At 39.7% G+C, this 15,420-nt stretch carries 14 protein-coding genes; 10 read left to right on the top strand and 4 right to left on the bottom strand.

What is annotated here, in order from left to right:
- The first annotated feature begins 25 nt into the window (after positions 1-25).
- The 4 genes from J2S05_RS13340 (at position 26) to J2S05_RS13325 (ending at position 4,982) form a co-directional block, all read left to right on the top strand.
- Positions 26-964, top strand: coding sequence for a beta-ketoacyl-ACP synthase III (locus tag J2S05_RS13340; RefSeq protein WP_306984149.1), 939 nt, complete (start codon positions 26-28; stop codon positions 962-964).
- Between the two features lie 26 nt (positions 965-990).
- A complete protein-coding gene (gene fabF, locus J2S05_RS13335) occupies positions 991-2,235 on the top strand; it encodes a beta-ketoacyl-ACP synthase II (RefSeq protein WP_306983592.1) in 1,245 nt (414 codons plus the stop codon).
- A gap of 333 nt (positions 2,236-2,568) precedes the next feature.
- Positions 2,569-4,467, top strand: a complete 1,899-nt coding sequence (gene asnB, locus J2S05_RS13330; protein WP_306983590.1) for an asparagine synthase (glutamine-hydrolyzing) — start codon at positions 2,569-2,571, stop codon at positions 4,465-4,467.
- A 107-nt stretch (positions 4,468-4,574) separates the two neighbouring features.
- Positions 4,575-4,982, top strand: coding sequence for a hypothetical protein (locus J2S05_RS13325; protein WP_306983589.1), 408 nt, complete (start codon positions 4,575-4,577; stop codon positions 4,980-4,982).
- Positions 4,983-5,027: 45 nt separating this feature from the next.
- On the opposite strand, the gene J2S05_RS13320 is transcribed toward J2S05_RS13325, so the two are convergent.
- Complete coding sequence (locus J2S05_RS13320; RefSeq protein ID WP_306983587.1) at positions 5,028-6,098, bottom strand: DUF3900 domain-containing protein; 1,071 nt, start codon at positions 6,096-6,098, stop codon at positions 5,028-5,030.
- A 146-nt stretch (positions 6,099-6,244) separates the two neighbouring features.
- Between J2S05_RS13320 and J2S05_RS13315 the strand changes: the two genes are divergently transcribed.
- Genes J2S05_RS13315 through J2S05_RS13305 form a run of 3 tightly spaced genes read left to right on the top strand, consistent with a single transcriptional unit; the run spans position 6,245 to position 8,517 of the window.
- The gene (locus tag J2S05_RS13315; protein WP_306983585.1) at positions 6,245-6,577 is read left to right on the top strand and encodes a PadR family transcriptional regulator; all 333 of its coding nucleotides are present in this window, start codon (positions 6,245-6,247) and stop codon (positions 6,575-6,577) included.
- Positions 6,567-7,466 carry a permease prefix domain 1-containing protein gene (locus tag J2S05_RS13310; protein WP_306983583.1) on the top strand — a complete coding sequence of 300 codons (900 nt, stop codon included), beginning with the start codon at positions 6,567-6,569 and terminating at the stop codon, positions 7,464-7,466. The genes J2S05_RS13315 and J2S05_RS13310 overlap by 11 nt, the downstream gene beginning before the upstream one ends.
- A gap of 13 nt (positions 7,467-7,479) precedes the next feature.
- On the top strand, positions 7,480-8,517 hold the full coding sequence (locus J2S05_RS13305; RefSeq protein ID WP_306983582.1) for a hypothetical protein: 1,038 nt from the start codon (positions 7,480-7,482) through the stop codon (positions 8,515-8,517).
- A 449-nt stretch (positions 8,518-8,966) separates the two neighbouring features.
- Here the strand turns inward: J2S05_RS13305 and J2S05_RS13300 are convergent, their stop codons facing one another.
- The 3 genes from J2S05_RS13300 to J2S05_RS13290 form a co-directional block, all read right to left on the bottom strand.
- Entirely contained in the window at positions 8,967-11,516 is a 2,550-nt protein-coding gene (locus J2S05_RS13300; protein WP_306983580.1) for a CBS domain-containing protein, read from the bottom strand.
- Between the two features lie 80 nt (positions 11,517-11,596).
- The gene (locus tag J2S05_RS13295; protein WP_306983578.1) at positions 11,597-12,223 is read right to left on the bottom strand and encodes a hypothetical protein; all 627 of its coding nucleotides are present in this window, start codon (positions 12,221-12,223) and stop codon (positions 11,597-11,599) included.
- A gap of 112 nt (positions 12,224-12,335) precedes the next feature.
- A complete protein-coding gene (locus J2S05_RS13290) occupies positions 12,336-12,926 on the bottom strand; it encodes a cell wall hydrolase (RefSeq protein ID WP_370873649.1) in 591 nt (196 codons plus the stop codon).
- 358 nt (positions 12,927-13,284) lie between these two features.
- Here J2S05_RS13290 and J2S05_RS13285 point away from each other — a divergent pair, with 358 nt between their 5' ends.
- From J2S05_RS13285 to J2S05_RS13275, 3 genes are all read left to right on the top strand, one after another.
- A complete protein-coding gene (locus tag J2S05_RS13285) occupies positions 13,285-14,070 on the top strand; it encodes a CAP domain-containing protein (RefSeq protein ID WP_306983576.1) in 786 nt (261 codons plus the stop codon).
- Positions 14,071-14,184: 114 nt separating this feature from the next.
- Positions 14,185-14,616, top strand: coding sequence for a hypothetical protein (locus J2S05_RS13280; RefSeq protein WP_306983574.1), 432 nt, complete (start codon positions 14,185-14,187; stop codon positions 14,614-14,616).
- A 111-nt stretch (positions 14,617-14,727) separates the two neighbouring features.
- Positions 14,728-15,300 (top strand): DUF2087 domain-containing protein, encoded by a 573-nt coding sequence (locus J2S05_RS13275; protein WP_306983572.1) that lies wholly within the window; start codon positions 14,728-14,730, stop codon positions 15,298-15,300.
- The last annotated feature ends 120 nt before the right edge of the window (positions 15,301-15,420 follow it).

The following is a 15,420-nucleotide window of genomic DNA, read 5'->3' as shown; positions in this document are numbered from 1 at the left end:
CTAGTGTGAGAAGGGAAAGATGGACATGGCGAATGCGGGTATTTTAGGGATTGGTAGTTACATTCCTGAACAAGTTTTTACAAACGCAGATTTCGAAAAAGTATTAGATACATCTGATGAATGGATTCGTACAAGAACTGGAATAGAAGAACGTCGTTTTGCAGGTGATGACGTAGATACATCTGATATGGCTTACGAATCTGCAGTGTCAGCGTTAAAAAATGCAGATATGAGTGCAGATGAGATTGATTTGATCCTTGTTGCAACGGTCACACCTGATATGGCGTTTCCAACCGTTTCAACACTCGTTCAAAAAAGACTGGGTGCGAATCATGCATCAGCAATGGACATAAGTGCAGCATGTGCAGGCTTTATCTATGGTATTGTAACGGCCCAGCAGTTTGTTGAAACAGGAGCATACAAAAACGTACTTGTGATTGGTGTAGAGAAGCTCTCTAAAATCACGGATATGTCAGATCGAAACACGGCTGTATTATTTGGCGACGGCTCTGGTGCTGCAATTGTTGGTCCAGTATCTGAAGGAAAAGGAATTCTATCCTTTGATCTTGGAGCAGATGGCGGCGGTGCGATGCACATTAATAAGCAAGGCGAATTTATGGAGATGAATGGTCGTGAGGTCTTTAAATTTGCGGTTAGACAAATGGGAGAATCCTCTCTAAAAGTGATTGAAAAAGCAGGATTAACAAAAGAAGATGTTGATTATCTAATCCCACACCAGGCTAATATCCGCATTATGGAGTCAGCACGTGAGAAATTAGATCTTCCGGTAGACAAAATGTCGGTTACCGTGAAGAAATACGGCAATACTTCATCAGCGTCTATTCCAATGGCGATGGTAGAAGAACTAGAACAAGGAAAAATCAAAGACGGTGACGTGTTAGTATTAGTTGGCTTTGGGGCTGGATTAGTATGGGGAGCCGTCGCTTTACGTTGGGGTAGATAAATATTTTTAGTAAAGGAGTAGATACTGTGGAAAATAAACGAGTAGTGATTACAGGAATGGGAGCCGTAACGCCTCTTGGACTCGATGTTGAGTCTACTTGGAACGGAATTAAAGAGGGAGTTTCAGGTGTAGGTCCGTTAACGAGAGTCAATGCGGATGAGTTCCCAATGAAAGTCGCAGCAGAAATATCAGATTTTGATCCTGCTTCTTATATGGATAAAAAAGAAGCGAGGAAAATGGATCGCTTTACACAATATGCGGTAGCTGCTTCATTAATGGCTGTTAAGGATGCGGATTTGGTGATTGACGAATCCAATGCACCTAATATTGGGGTCTGGATTGGTTCTGGTATTGGTGGAATGGAGACGTACGAACAGCAATTCCGTAACTTTCTTGAAAAAGGGCAGCGTCGAGTTAGTCCATTCTTCGTTCCAATGCTCATTCCTGATATGGCTTCGGGTCAAGTGTCGATTATTACAGGAGCAAAAGGTGTAAACTCCTGTTCAGTAACCGCTTGTGCGAGTGGAACCAATTCAATCGGAGATGCCTTTAAGGTAATTCAACGTGGGGATGCAGATGTTATGATCACTGGAGGCGCAGAGGCTCCGATCACGAATATGTCTATTGCTGGGTTCTGTTCCGCAAAAGCAGTGACGCATAACGAAGATCCTACAACTGCATCTCGCCCGTTTGATGCCAATCGTGATGGATTTGTCATGGGGGAAGGTGCCGGGATTCTCATTCTTGAAAGCTTAGAATCTGCTCAAGCACGTGGAGCAACAATATATGCAGAGATTGTTGGGTATGGCGCTTCAGGTGATGCTCATCACATTACAGCACCTGCTCCTGGTGGAGAAGGCGGAGCACGCGCAATCCAAATGGCGTTGGATGATGCTGGTCTTAAGCCAGAAGATATTCAATATGTGAATGCACATGGCACAAGCACGCCAATGAATGAAAAGTTTGAGACAATGGCTATTAAGTCTGTTTTTAAAGAGCATGCATACGAGATGGCGGTTAGCTCAACTAAGTCTATGACCGGTCATTTGCTAGGTGCAGCAGGTGCGGTGGAAGCAATCTTTTCAATTAAAGCAATAACTGATCAGATTCTTCCTCCAACCATTAATTATGAAACTCCAGATCCAGATTGCGATCTAGATTATGTTCCAAATCAAGCACGAGAGGCGTCGATTGATGCTGTATTAAGTAACTCGCTTGGATTTGGTGGACATAATGCTACGTTAATCTTTAAGAAATACAAAAACAGTTAGATCGTTGAGAGTGTCCCTTTGGACACTCTTTTTTTTGGGGCTTTTGTTCAAACGTATGTTCTATTGTAAAAAATATATAAAATATCGATTAATGGGTTTTCTTTAGAGAACACATCAGTTAAGATGAGGTGTATTGGTTTGTAACATAAATGAAATATTTGATCCGGAAAAATGGAATTTGATTATGGGGATAAAACGTAGTTGAGATAAAGCGTAGAGAATAAAAAAGAGGTCTCAAGTCTACTATGATGAAGTAGAGATCTTCTCAGATGGAATAAAAATTAACTCCTATACCCTTGAATTCATGAATTTAAATATGTTGGAGGAATAGATATGTGTGGTTTTATTGGTGAAATGATCACTGGGAATGCAACGTTCATAAATGATGATAAATGGCTAGAGGCTCTTGAAGCGATTCATCATAGAGGGCCGGATTCTACTGGTACATACAAGAACAATCATGTTTCGTTTGGTTTTAAACGATTAAGTATCATTGATATTGAGCATGGAAAACAGCCGCTTTCGTATCAAAATAAATATCATATCATCTTTAATGGAGAAATTTACAATTATAAAGAACTCCGTGCTGGTCTGATAGAGGGTGGCTATGAGTTTCAAACACATACGGATACAGAGGTCATCGTTGCTCTTTATGCTCAAAAAGGACAAGACTGTGTGAAAGAACTTAGAGGAATGTTTGGATTTATGATTTGGGATGAGGAGAAGGAGGAGCTCTTTTGCGCGCGTGATGCGTTTGGCATTAAACCATTTTATTATATGGAATCCAAAGAACGACTCATTGCTGCATCTGAACTAAAGAGTCTACGTATCATTGATCCTCAACTAGAGGTATCACCAGAGAGCGTTCAACATTACTTAACGTACCAATATGTGCCGGAACCGATGAGCTTAGCTCCCTCTGTAAAAAAACTGAAACCTGGTCATATGCTGATCAAAAAACGTGAGGGTGCAGCGGTCATTAAGCCGTATTATTCTAAAGTCTTTAATGAAGGCAAGGAGTCACTCTCTACCTATGCCAAACAAACAATTGATGTGTTGAAGGACTCGGTCGCCAAACATATGCGCAGTGATGTGCCTGTTGGAGCTTTTCTATCAAGTGGTATTGATTCAACAACCATTGTTGCGCTAGCAAAAGAACATAACCCTGCATTAAAAACGTTTACAGTTGGTTTTGATCATGAGGGTTTTAGTGAAGTAGATATCGCTCGTGATTCAGCAGATAAGCTAAATGTCGAGAACATTCATAAGCATATCTCACCAGAAGAATTTGTACGTGAGCTTCCAAAAATTATCTGGCATATGGATGATCCGGTTGCCGATCCAGCCGCTGTACCTCTTTATTTTGTTGCAAAAGAAGCAAGTAAGCATGTAAAGGTTGTACTATCGGGTGAAGGTGCGGATGAGTTGTTTGGTGGGTACAATATTTACCGTGAGCCACAAGCATTACGATATTTTAACAGCTGGCCTTCTCAATTTAAGCGAGCGATTAACAAAATGGCGTTAGGTCTTCCAAAGGGAATCCGTGGGAGAAGCTATTTGTTGCGAGGGACAACCCCAATTGAGGAACGGTATATCGGAAACGCAAAAATCTTTACAGAAGCAGAGAAACAGTTGATTCTTGGACAGTATGACAATCAGTATCTATTTACGAATTTAACGAAGGATCTTTATCAAAAAGCCATTTCATATCCAGACTCCACAAAAATGCAATATATTGATTTGCATACCTGGTTGCCGGGAGATATTTTAGTGAAGGCAGACAGAATGACAATGGCTCATTCATTGGAGCTTCGCGTACCGTTCTTAGATAAAGAAGTATTTGAGGTAGCCTCTCGTATTCCTGAATCAGCAAAACTGGCAAATGGGACGACAAAACATGTCTTGCGTGAAGCAATAAAAGGAGTCGTACCAGATTCCATTCTTAATCGAAAAAAACTAGGCTTCCCTGTACCAATTCGTCATTGGCTGAAAGATGAGTTATACGATTGGGCTAAGGATATCTTAACGATTAATAAAGCAGCCACAACGATCTTTAATCAAAAAGAAGCACTCGCATTACTTGAAGAGCATGCGGCGGGGAAAAGAGATAATAGTCGTAAGCTTTGGACCATCCTTTGTTTCTTAATTTGGCATTCGCTATACATCCAGAACAGCGGAGGTAGCCAAAAAGCGATTCAAGACATTGCTCAATTACAGCGGAAAACGAGTTAATTAATAAAAAAGAGGCTTCCTTGCAATATGAGGAAGCTTTTTTGTTCTGTTCATTTCTTCATTTATTTGCTAATATATACTAAATGATGAAGAGGTTGGTGTGCGGGTTGATCCTTAATAAACTTGGTGTGTTTCTAATAAAGTACGGTATTTCTTTTATTGCAATTATTGGAATGATCTATGTAGGGCAGCAAGAGCAACCATTTGGACTAAACGTCATTCAAATGAATCAATTGTTATCTGTGTTACTGATGATTGTACTTGTGAATATGATTAGTGTAGTAGGGTACGAATACTTGAGTGGCACATATAAAGAGGCTAGCCCAAAGGCTGAAATCTTTGGTGGACTCACCTTTCTCTTACTTCTCCTCTTTCTGTTTACTTATATGAAGATCGACCAAGAAAGTATCACAACTGTGTTACTATTTGCTTCACCGATTGTTATGATAGTAAAAGGTTTGATACGTCTCATAATAAGTAAAAAAAGTGCGCAACGTACAAATGAACTGAAATAAAAAAAGAGTCTCCTGTTCGAGTGGAAGACTCTTTTTTATTTACACTTATTCCTCAACGCGTTTATTATTTAGTTTTTCAATGATCTGGTGTAAGTCATCTGGCTTATGAAATTCAATAGGAGAGACCCCTTTTTCAAATTGAATCGAATCAGCTTCTACTAATAAAACATAGCGGCCATTTATTTTTCCTAAGTGAAGAGTCTCCCCAAAATCAGCAAGCATGCCTTTAATGGAGGTTTCACCAAGCTTCATTTTCAGTTCAGCTTCAGGTGTATGCTCAACAATTTGGGCCGCTGCTTCCATGACCTGATGAGTATCCAGTCGCTCCTGAATCTCTCTTTTTTCACTACCTTCCCAAATCTCCAGTTCATGTTCAAACTTTTGACGTTCCTCACTTTGTTCCTCATACGTTTCATACACATGCTCCTGAACCATGTTCATGACCTGAGTCTTCATTATAACGGGCATTGATTCACCATACTCTACATAGCTTAGAAAATCCTCAAAGTAACGGGCGTGCGAAGCCTGATGAATCTTCACCTCAGTATGCTCAATCATACCCTCTTCCGGCATATAGGGGTATTGAATGGATTTCATATTTTTGGTCGTAATGGCGTGCTCTACTTTTTGAATAAGAGAAGATTCATCAGAGATAGAGGCAACCTTAGGTTCAAAATCACATTTCATAATAAACACAAAGGAGTCATCAAAATACTTTCTTGGAACAGCCGTTGCAACAAGGAATACTCCGCCACGCACAGCACTTGTGTTGAGGTAGATGCGAACGAGCTGTTCACTCGCTTTATTAAAATCATCTTTATTCTCAGCAAAACGGGTTTTATGAAGTAACGCATAGTTAGGATTTGAATCCAATGGATGCCCAGGCTCCGTGACAAAATGACCTATTTTTGTTGGCACTTGCTCAGATTTAGGGTGATGATCGGCTTTTCGTTTGACGATTTTTTTGAGTTCCCCGTCAAGAAAATCCTTCATTTCACTGTTTTCAAATTCATTTTTATCTAATGTCTTAAAATGTTTAAAGCGTTTATCTGATTGTTCATCTCGACCTTCTACGGTAATCACAAAAAAAGATAAGAACTGTATTTCAAAATCCATTGGACATACTCCTCTAATTCGGTTTCAAGCAATGTTTTTAGTATAGGAGAAGAGGCAAACAGCGTCAATTGAAATTAACCATTGCATTACGAGGTACATAGTAATACAATGTCGGTATAAGATCAACCAAAGAAAGGAAATTGTTCATGGATAAGGAAATGATGAAGGGCAGTATCGATCTATTGCTATTAAGTTTGATCGCACAGGAGGATCTATATGGATATGAAATGGTAAGAAGGTTAAAACAGCTAAGTGAAGAAGCCTATTCAATGAGTGAAGGAACCTTGTATCCTGCACTTAAACGGATGGAGAAAAAAGTGTGGATTTCTTCATACTGGAAAGAAATCGATAATGGTCGCCGTAAGTACTATCGCATGACTGATGACGGAGCAAAAGAGCTAGCACGGAAGAAAAAAGACTGGGCTTTTTTGCAATCCCTTGTTCAACGTACTGATTCTGGAGCTTCGTATGAACCATGATTTAGAGAGCTATGTTCAAGCCATTGTGAAACAAACCGACTGCACAAAAGATGACTATGAGGACCTCTATGAAGAACTACTTGACCATGTCAAGATGATTCGAGATGAACATATCGAGAGGGGAGATACCTTGAGAGAAGCGACAGAGAAAGCGAAGAAACAATTTGGTGATGAGGCAACGATTGGTAATGACCTCCAACACTCCATGTTTCCTTTTCGGCGAGAACTGTTGTATGTACTGGCGATTGCAGGGTTTTTATTTACGGTTGGTTTGTATGTCTATTTTTTAGCTACTGAACAATTAACATTACCTTTTGAACTAGGATTAGGAGTTGTTAGTCACAGTCTCATATTATTTTTTGCGATGAATACAACGTACCGAGTAAACCGAAGAAGATGGCTAAATACTGCTCTTATCTTTCACTTAGCTGTTTTGGTTTATAACTCATATGGACCGATTAATTTATTCTACGACGGTCAATATTTATTACCAATGTTACTTATAGGAATTGCCTGTTTGAATATTGGGATAATATTTTTAACCGCTTTGACAGGTCCTGGGGTTGGAAGGACAGTTTTTATCCACTTAATTAATATTCCTATTGGATTAGTACTATCTGCTAAGGCAATTATTTTAGGTTTTGGTGGATTGATTTTCGGTGCCTCTTTTCTATATCTGATAGGAATGGCATTTCCTGTTTATATATGGATTGGTTTGTATGTCATTCAATACATTTCTATTAAGAAGAATCGAATGTTATCTGTTTCCATTGCGCTCTGTCTTTCAATTATCCTTGTTTTGTATTCTGTTTTTTCCTTTTTTTACATCGAATTAAGTTTTGAAGTTAGAATAGCTCATTTTCTAAATGATCTTTTAACGGAGAGGTAGCAGGAGGGAAAAGATGAATAATAAAAAATGGATGTTCTTGATATTTAGCTTAATTATTGGTTTAACTACTACATTGCTTTTTACTGGGGAAGTAATCAGTTCAAATGCAAAACCAAAACTGTCAGGCCAATTTGATCAGGATCGGGATAAAAGAGTAGTTTTTAGTGTAGATGAAGGAGATACAGAAGCCTTATATCTTAAAGAGTCAGGTTATGAAGCTAGAAAAATAACAGAAGCTGAAGAAGGAACACGACTTCGTTCTCCTGTTTTTATGGGGAATGGCAAAATTGCTTACATTCAAACAAACGCTAATGTTATAGAAGAATTTCAAGCTGAAAACATTACAGAAAGTATGTTAATTGAGGTTGATCCAAACTCGAGAGAGCAGAGAGAGCTCCTTAGAGTAACTGGCGATATAACAGAGCTTGAAGTGGGTCAAGAAACGAGCGAACTCTATCTCATTGCATCTGCAGCGATAAGTGAGCCAGACCGAGATTCAGAGGATCCACCAAATCAGTATGACCTATATTCATTTGATGAAAAGACATCTGATTTAAAAAAACGTACGGAGCTTGCAACTTATTCTATCGGTTCTCTCGTTCTAAATGAAGAAGAATCTAAAGCATTTGTATTAATGGCAGACGATTATAGCGATAGTTCTGTAGACTCAATGTTTGAAGCAACCGATCGTGTCTATGAAATCTCACTTTCTGAGGAAGAGAAGATTTCTGTCATTACGGATCAAAAAGAGGAAATAATGCTTGCAGATGTCATGTGGTTGTCGGATGAACAACTTATTTATCAAGCGGTTACAAACTTAGAAGACGATGGAAACTTCATCTACGATCTTATGTATTTTAGTACAGAATCGCAAGAAGAAGGTGCTCATCTAGGATTAAAAGAAACTGTACTGCAGCCAACTGTAAGAAAGGATGGACGATCTATCTTATATATGAAAGAAGAAAGTGCATTTATGGGAACTCAAGTGATTGGTTTATTTGAATATAATCTAGAAAGTGGAAAAGAGAGAACGGTTAACTTAATTCGTTAAAAAGGGAAAAAACGGATCTTGCATGTAGAAAGAGCGCCTTGCATGTAGAGAAGTCGATCTTGCATGTGAAGAGAGCGTCTCGCGTTTAGAGAAATGAATCTTGCATGTAGAAAGAGCGTCTCGCATGTAGAGAAGTGGATCTTGCATGTAGAAAGAGCGGCTCGCATGTAGAGAAGTGGATCTTGCAAGTAGAAAGAGCGCCTTGCATGTAGAGAAATGGATCTTGCATGTAGAAAGAGCGCATTGCATGTAGAGAAGTGGATCTTGCATGTAGAAAGAGCGTCTCGCATGTAGAGAAGTGGATCTTACATGTAGAAAGAGCCCCCCGCATGTAGAGATCGGATCTTCCATGTAGAAAAACGACTTCTCCATGTTCAGAAAGGACATCGATTACAGAACTACGAATACCAAACCTCCGCGTGAACGAAAAATCCTGACAGCTCGTGCTGTCAGGATTCTTCGTGATACGACTTGGCCCAGGATAGGGCATCCTTCTTTGTTTGTAGTTTGCCATCTAGCTGGAGGCTACATGCTGTTGTTAGAAGTGTTGTATAAATTGGACCAGGTTCAATTTGTAGTTCGTTCAACAGGTCTCGACCGCTTAGGAGTGGTTGCATCGCATCTCGGTGCTTAACGTATTCTATGATGGATGGACCAAATGGTAATTCTGGCGTTAGCCCTATAAAAAGAATGCTTCTACTTGGCATATAATGAAGTTTTGTATGCCATTCGCCTAAGGAGAGGTCTTGTGGTTCCTCGAATATATCTGTCTCTGATATGGTTTGTAGGAACGCTCTATCTTTAGAGGATTCAGCATATTTTTTGAGGGGTTCCAGAAATACTCCTCTGTCTTGATAGGAAAGTGCGGCAAGTAAAATAAACGGTTCGTCCACTTGTTTTTGGACTAACTGGTCGACATGCTGCCACTGTTTCTCGCTTGGGTCCTCTCCCAAAAGTGAGCTCCACACATGGAGTTGATTTAATGACTTTAAGCTGTCTTCCAATTGCCCCTCTAATTGCATTAAGTCAAGCTCGTGCATCACCCGGGTCGAAGATAATCCTCGCAACGAAGCTCCAGCATTTTGAGCTAAAGCTTTTGTATCTGGGTGAATTTGATAAGAAAATCGTTGCGCAAATCGAACCGCTCGAAAAATTCGTGTTGGATCTTCGATAAAACTTAGCGGATGTAAAATCCGTATTTGGCCATTTTTTAAATCTCGTTGACCATGAAAATGATCAAGTAGTTCTCCAAAGGTTTCAGGATGTAAACTTATGGCCATGGCATTAATGGTGAAATCTCTTCTTGATAGATCTTCTCTAATACTTGAAGGAGAAACCTCAGGTAAAAGTGCTGGCTGTTCGTAATGTTCAGAGCGGGCTGTTGCTAGATCTACTTTAATAGCTGTTGTTGTAGTCCAGATAGCCGTTCCAAACGTCTGGTGAGCCTTTACGGTCCCACCAAATGCTTCAACAAGTTCTTCGGCAAACTGAATGGCATCGCCTTCAACAACAATATCAAGATCCTCATTAGATCGTTTCAGTAATAAATCGCGCACCCCACCGCCCACTAAAAAACTGTTCATGCCTAGTTTACAGGCACGTTCTCCTATTAAAACAAGGAGCTCATAGATTGTTTTTGTATAGTGTTGAGGGAGTTCCCCTGCTAATGATTGATTGGCAAACCGTTCGGCGTCGGTTTCTAATTGTTTTCGTTTTTCTTCGTTATGCATGATTGATAGGATATCTGATCGAGACACAATACCCACCAAATTTTCTTGATCGAGGATAGGAATTCTCCCGATGTTATACGTCATCATGGTCTCTTGTATATCCCGAAGCGTGGCTTCCTGATCGAGATAAAGTAATTCTTTACTCATATACGCATGAACAGGGGAATGTCCTAATCCATGGCGTTGTGCTTTATCAAGGTCTCTTCTTGAAAGCATACCTGTAACGGTTCCTGCGTCATCAATAATAGGCATACCTGTGTGACCATAACGAATAAGAGCTTCAGCAGCTTCATCAATCGTAGCTTCTTCATTTATGGTATGAACCGGCGATGACATCATTAACCCCGCAGTTACTGCAGGTTGAATAAATGTAGGCAAGCTAGCTTTAATGATTTCTAACACTTTTTCTGTTGTATTGTTTTTAATGGTTGCGGCTGCTGCTTGCTTATGCCCACCGCCCCCGAATTGTGAGGTTAAAGCTTGAAGATCCAGACGATTAGATTGACTCCTGCCAGTCACATATGTGTTGGCTCCCATTTGTACGACAGCAATAACTGCATCAAAATCTAGGGTACTTATTAATTTCTCCGTGATCGTCGCGAGCCCATTAACAAAGAACTCACATGTTGAGTGACAAACGGCAATTTTAATGCCCTCTAAGACATATTCGTCATATGTTTCAGACAGTTGTCGAGACAAGTTTTGTTGTTCATTTGTTAGATGTTCCTCTAAAAAAGGTTTGATGATCTCAAGCTCCATACCATTTTTATGTAGGAAAGCAGCAGCTAAAATATCGCGCTCAGTTGTTTGATTGTGTTGAAAAGAACCTGTATCACTATATAATCCGAGAGCCATCAGAGTAGCCTCAGGTGCGCTAAATGAAATATTATTTTGTTCTAGCTGTTCAATCATTAACGTCACACACGCTCCAACATCTTCTTGAAAAACGGTGGTAGCTAATGGATCTGGTTTGTGGCGATGATGATCATAGACGGTGATAGAAAGGTCTGGTGACAAGTGATCTTTTGGAATTCCACATCGTTCTAAAGTAGACGCATCTACTAAAATGATGTCTGATACGGACTTCCATTCAATCTGATCAATAGAGTGTACGTGAATGAAATCTCTGTATAAAGACAGGATTTGCTTAACACCTTGTTGTTGCTGTGAAGGAAGTACAATGATGGCATCAGTATGTATAAGTTTAGCACCAATTAAAGAAGCCAATCCATCAAAATCTATCTGGGTATGAGAGGCAAGTATTTTCATATAAAGGGCTCCTTTCAAGAATGACACTTTTCATTGTAGCAAAAGACACAGCCGTAGGTCACGGCTGTGTCTTAGTTAGTTTATCCATGTTGTTCAAATAACAGACCTTTTAGGTCAACAGGTTGTCTCTCATATGGTGAATGATCTTGTTCTGCTACTGTGATTGAAAATAGATGGTGATAGTTCTCGTATAAAGAATATTTGATGGTTTGTAGATCGGAAAGAACGTTTTTATCAAGATTTACGGCTTTTATTAAGGTTTGCTTATGAAGAACAAGTGATAACTCTTCTACAGTAACGCCTACCTGATTAAGCGTTTCACTCTGTTCATCAAGATATACCCGCAAGTCACTTTGTGAAGACAAGCCGAGTTTTTCAAGTTTGATGATTTGTGTTGCTGTCTCATTCCAAGCATCCACAAAGCGCTCAAATTGAAGAATGCCTCTTTTTTTGGCCCGTAGTTCTAACCAAAGCTGTCGTTCTTTTTGATAGAATGTCCTAAGTACTTGTCTGAACCGGCTGACCCAACTATTTCTTTCAAAATCATAGAGATAGTTTGCTGATTCGTTAGATACAACCTCTGTCGTTCGTGCTGTTGGTGCCACCGGATCAATTTTTGCTACTGAATTTGGACTCACAGCATTTTGTAGACGATGTTGAAGAACTCGGTTCATACGTAATGAGGGGGTACGGGTTATTCGAGTCATGAGACGCCTCCGATCAATCCATTTGTTACTATGTATTCCCATATACCAAACTTGTAAGCTAAGTAAAAAGACCTCTTTTTTAATAAAAGAGGTCGGGACAATCTACTATTATTTATTTTGCGAAAACATGGTTGCCAATGACGATCGTTTGTTCACGTGTAGAAACCCAAGTGCTAGTTGCTGTGTCAGGGTTATAGAAGTAAAGTGAATTTTGACCTTGTCCACGGAACTGAAGTGCTTCTTCAGCTGCACGAACAGATTCGCTATCTGCCTTGTTTGAGATCGATCCATCAAGGACCGGAGAGAATGCATAATGACCAGAAGCACTGCGCTCGTAAATGACATCGTTCACTGAATCTGGATACTCTGAGCTGTCTACACGATTTAGAACAACGGTACCAACAGCTACTTTCCCAGCGTACGACTCACCTTTTGCTTCTGCATGAATCAGGCGAGCAAGAAGTGCTTTTTCATCCTGAGAAACAGAGGCAGGAATGTCGAGTTTGTCTCCTGCAATAACATAGTCAGAAGAAAGGTTATTACTTCTCTTAATTGCTGCAGCCGGAATGGCGTATTGGTCACTAATAGAAGAAAGAGTTTCTCCCTTCTGAATAGTATGTGTGGATCCCGCGGCATCTGCAACCTGAGTGAACGAGGTTAACAGTCCTACCACTAGTAAACTAGCTAACAATTTCTTTTTCAATGATAAAACCTCCTGAATAGAATCTGCCTTCTAAATTACCAAACTTTCATGTGTAATAGAGCAAGTAATTTTAACCAATTACAAGTGAATTGGCCAAAAAAGCTTGGTATCACAGGCATAGATCCCTTTGTTTACAGTTGTGTAACAGATATTAAGGATTCGAGAGAAATTGACATATTTCCTTTTTGATGAGAGCTGTAATCTACAATCATGCTTAGGCACAGGCGCACTGAAGCGTATAAAAGTGAATCTAGTAAGCTTCCTATAGATGAAACTTTTACCATAGATCCATATAAAAATCCTATGCTAAGATGCAAATTGTAGTTGAAACAAAATACACATCGAGGAGGAATTCATTATGAATTTCAAAAAATTCGTTTTATCATCAGCTGCAGCAGCGGCTATTACTGCAGTTGGTTTTTCTGGACAAGCTGATGCAGCTTCCAATCATACATACGTAGGAGGTCCTTACGTAATTCAGTTTGATGCACAGGATGCACAACAGGCATTTAACTGCCTAGCTAACTTCCCTGGCGCACAAGATATTAACTTCGAAGACGGGCAATGGGTCATTGATTTCATTAATCAATATGACTTTGAGCAAGCAGCAGAAGAGCCTGGTGCTGAAGTAGTTGAAGAGCCAGAGCAAGTTGAAGAGCAACCTGCTGAAACACCTGAAGCTGAAGCGCCTGCTGAAGAAGAAGCTCAACCTGAAGAAGAGGCACCACAAGCAGAAGAAGCCGATTCTGATGCATCAGCAGAATTCTCAGCAGAAGAGCAACAAATGCTAGATTCAGTGAATCAAGAGCGTGAGCAACAAGGACTTGCACCACTAAAAGCAGATCCTGAGCTTGCTGAAGTTGCACGAGTTAAAGCACAAGATATGATCGACAATAACTATTTTGATCACAATTCTCCAACATATGGTTCACCATTTCAAATGATGGATCAGTTCGGAATTGAATATCGTACAGCTGGTGAAAACCTTGCTGGGAACCAAACAGTTGAAGCAGCACACCAAGCACTAATGAATTCACAAGGTCACCGTGAAAACATCCTTAAAGCTGATTACACAAATGTAGGAATTGGTATTGTTGATGGCGGCCCTTACGGTAAAATGTTTGTTCAAATGTTTAAGGGATAATCTCTTATTCTTCTAAAAAGCTCGACACCAATGGTGTCGAGCTTTTTTTGTTCTGAGGGTAAAAGGGTTTTTCTAAATCTCTATCGAATGTACTTTATAAAAGGGGTGGAAGATATGAGAAAAAGACTGTTTGTAATGATGATTTTAATCTGTTTACTAGCACTTTTTATAGGGTGCCAACAAGAAGAAAGAACACCAACAGAGCCTGGAATACTATCAGTTGGTGAGGACACAAATCAGATTATCGTCTCAAAGATGAAAGGATCTGAAGAGATTGTATTTGAAGATAGAGAGTCAATAGATGCACTTCAAGAGATCCTAGTATCTGCTATAAAGGAAGAAGGTATTGTGGATATGGCTGAGGCGGAATACATAATAGATTTTTATCAGGATGAGGAAAAACAACAGAGCTTGTTTATGTGGATTGGAGAGGAAGGAGAAGGCAAGGGAACTTTTATGAAACCGGAGGATACTCACACGATCTATTCAGTATCAGTAGACGTCAACAGTACGTTAATTGAGTTAGTAGAATCCCGTTTTGAATGAATAGATTGGAACGCAGAGTGTGCCTCAAATTCATTGAGGTGCACTTTTTCGGGGTATCTATTTACATATCTATCTAATTAGATTATTATCTAATTAGATGGAGGGATGAACATGCAACTTAGTCGCATGGTTAATTTTCATAAGGTTATGGGTGATACCACTAGGATTCAAATTATTTCATTGCTGAAACAAGGACCGTTACATGGTCAGGCTATCGCTGGCAAGCTAGGCTTAAAGCCACCGACGATTTCACACCATATGGCAAAATTAAAAGAGATTGATGTAGTCAAACAAGTTCGAGACAAAAATACGATTTATTATCATCTTAAAGAAAAAACACTGTATGCCCTTGCAATGGCAGTGACAAAGATTGGAGAGAGTGATATGAATAAGGAATTTGAGGTCACGCAAGATGAACAGTCATCTATTATCAAAAACTTCTTTACGGATCAAAACAAACTCAAAGTATTCCCGGCCCAACGAAAAAAGAAGCTGGTTGTGCTGGAATATATGATACGAGGGTTAAAAGAGGGAGAATCGTATGAAGAAAAGGAGATCAATGCACATATCAAAACCTACTATGATGACTACGCAACGATTCGTCGAGAATGGATTATGTGTCTATTTATGAACCGAAATGACGGGATCTATCAGATAAATCCTAAAGAAATGTGGCTGTCGTGAAGGTGGATGATTGGTTGGATTAGCGAGTGAGAGTTGAGGGATGAGGAAAGAGAGTGGAGAATCAGTAAAGAGGAGCAGATATCATTAAAGAGCTACAGAAATCAGCAAATAGAGCAAGAT

The organism is Alkalicoccobacillus murimartini (assembly GCF_030813245.1).
Lineage (GTDB): Bacteria > Bacillota > Bacilli > Bacillales > Bacillaceae_D > Alkalicoccobacillus > Alkalicoccobacillus murimartini.
The sequence above is the reverse complement of the archived record's forward strand: the minus strand, read 5'-3'. Positions and strand labels throughout refer to the sequence as shown.

Bases quoted from the DNA above. Each gene is read 5' to 3' on its own strand.
- J2S05_RS13340 (WP_306984149.1), top strand. From the start codon at position 26: ATGGCGAATGCGGGTATTTTAGGGATTGGTAGTTACATTCCTGAACAA.
- asnB (WP_306983590.1), top strand. From the start codon at position 2,569: ATGTGTGGTTTTATTGGTGAAATGATCACTGGGAATGCAACGTTCATA.
- J2S05_RS13320 (WP_306983587.1), bottom strand. From the start codon at position 6,098: ATGGATTTTGAAATACAGTTCTTATCTTTTTTTGTGATTACCGTAGAA.
- J2S05_RS13315 (WP_306983585.1), top strand. From the start codon at position 6,245: ATGGATAAGGAAATGATGAAGGGCAGTATCGATCTATTGCTATTAAGT.
- J2S05_RS13310 (WP_306983583.1), top strand. From the start codon at position 6,567: ATGAACCATGATTTAGAGAGCTATGTTCAAGCCATTGTGAAACAAACC.
- J2S05_RS13305 (WP_306983582.1), top strand. From the start codon at position 7,480: ATGAATAATAAAAAATGGATGTTCTTGATATTTAGCTTAATTATTGGT.
- J2S05_RS13300 (WP_306983580.1), bottom strand. From the start codon at position 11,516: ATGAAAATACTTGCCTCTCATACCCAGATAGATTTTGATGGATTGGCT.
- J2S05_RS13295 (WP_306983578.1), bottom strand. From the start codon at position 12,223: ATGACTCGAATAACCCGTACCCCCTCATTACGTATGAACCGAGTTCTT.
- J2S05_RS13285 (WP_306983576.1), top strand. From the start codon at position 13,285: ATGAATTTCAAAAAATTCGTTTTATCATCAGCTGCAGCAGCGGCTATT.
- J2S05_RS13280 (WP_306983574.1), top strand. From the start codon at position 14,185: ATGAGAAAAAGACTGTTTGTAATGATGATTTTAATCTGTTTACTAGCA.
- J2S05_RS13275 (WP_306983572.1), top strand. From the start codon at position 14,728: ATGCAACTTAGTCGCATGGTTAATTTTCATAAGGTTATGGGTGATACC.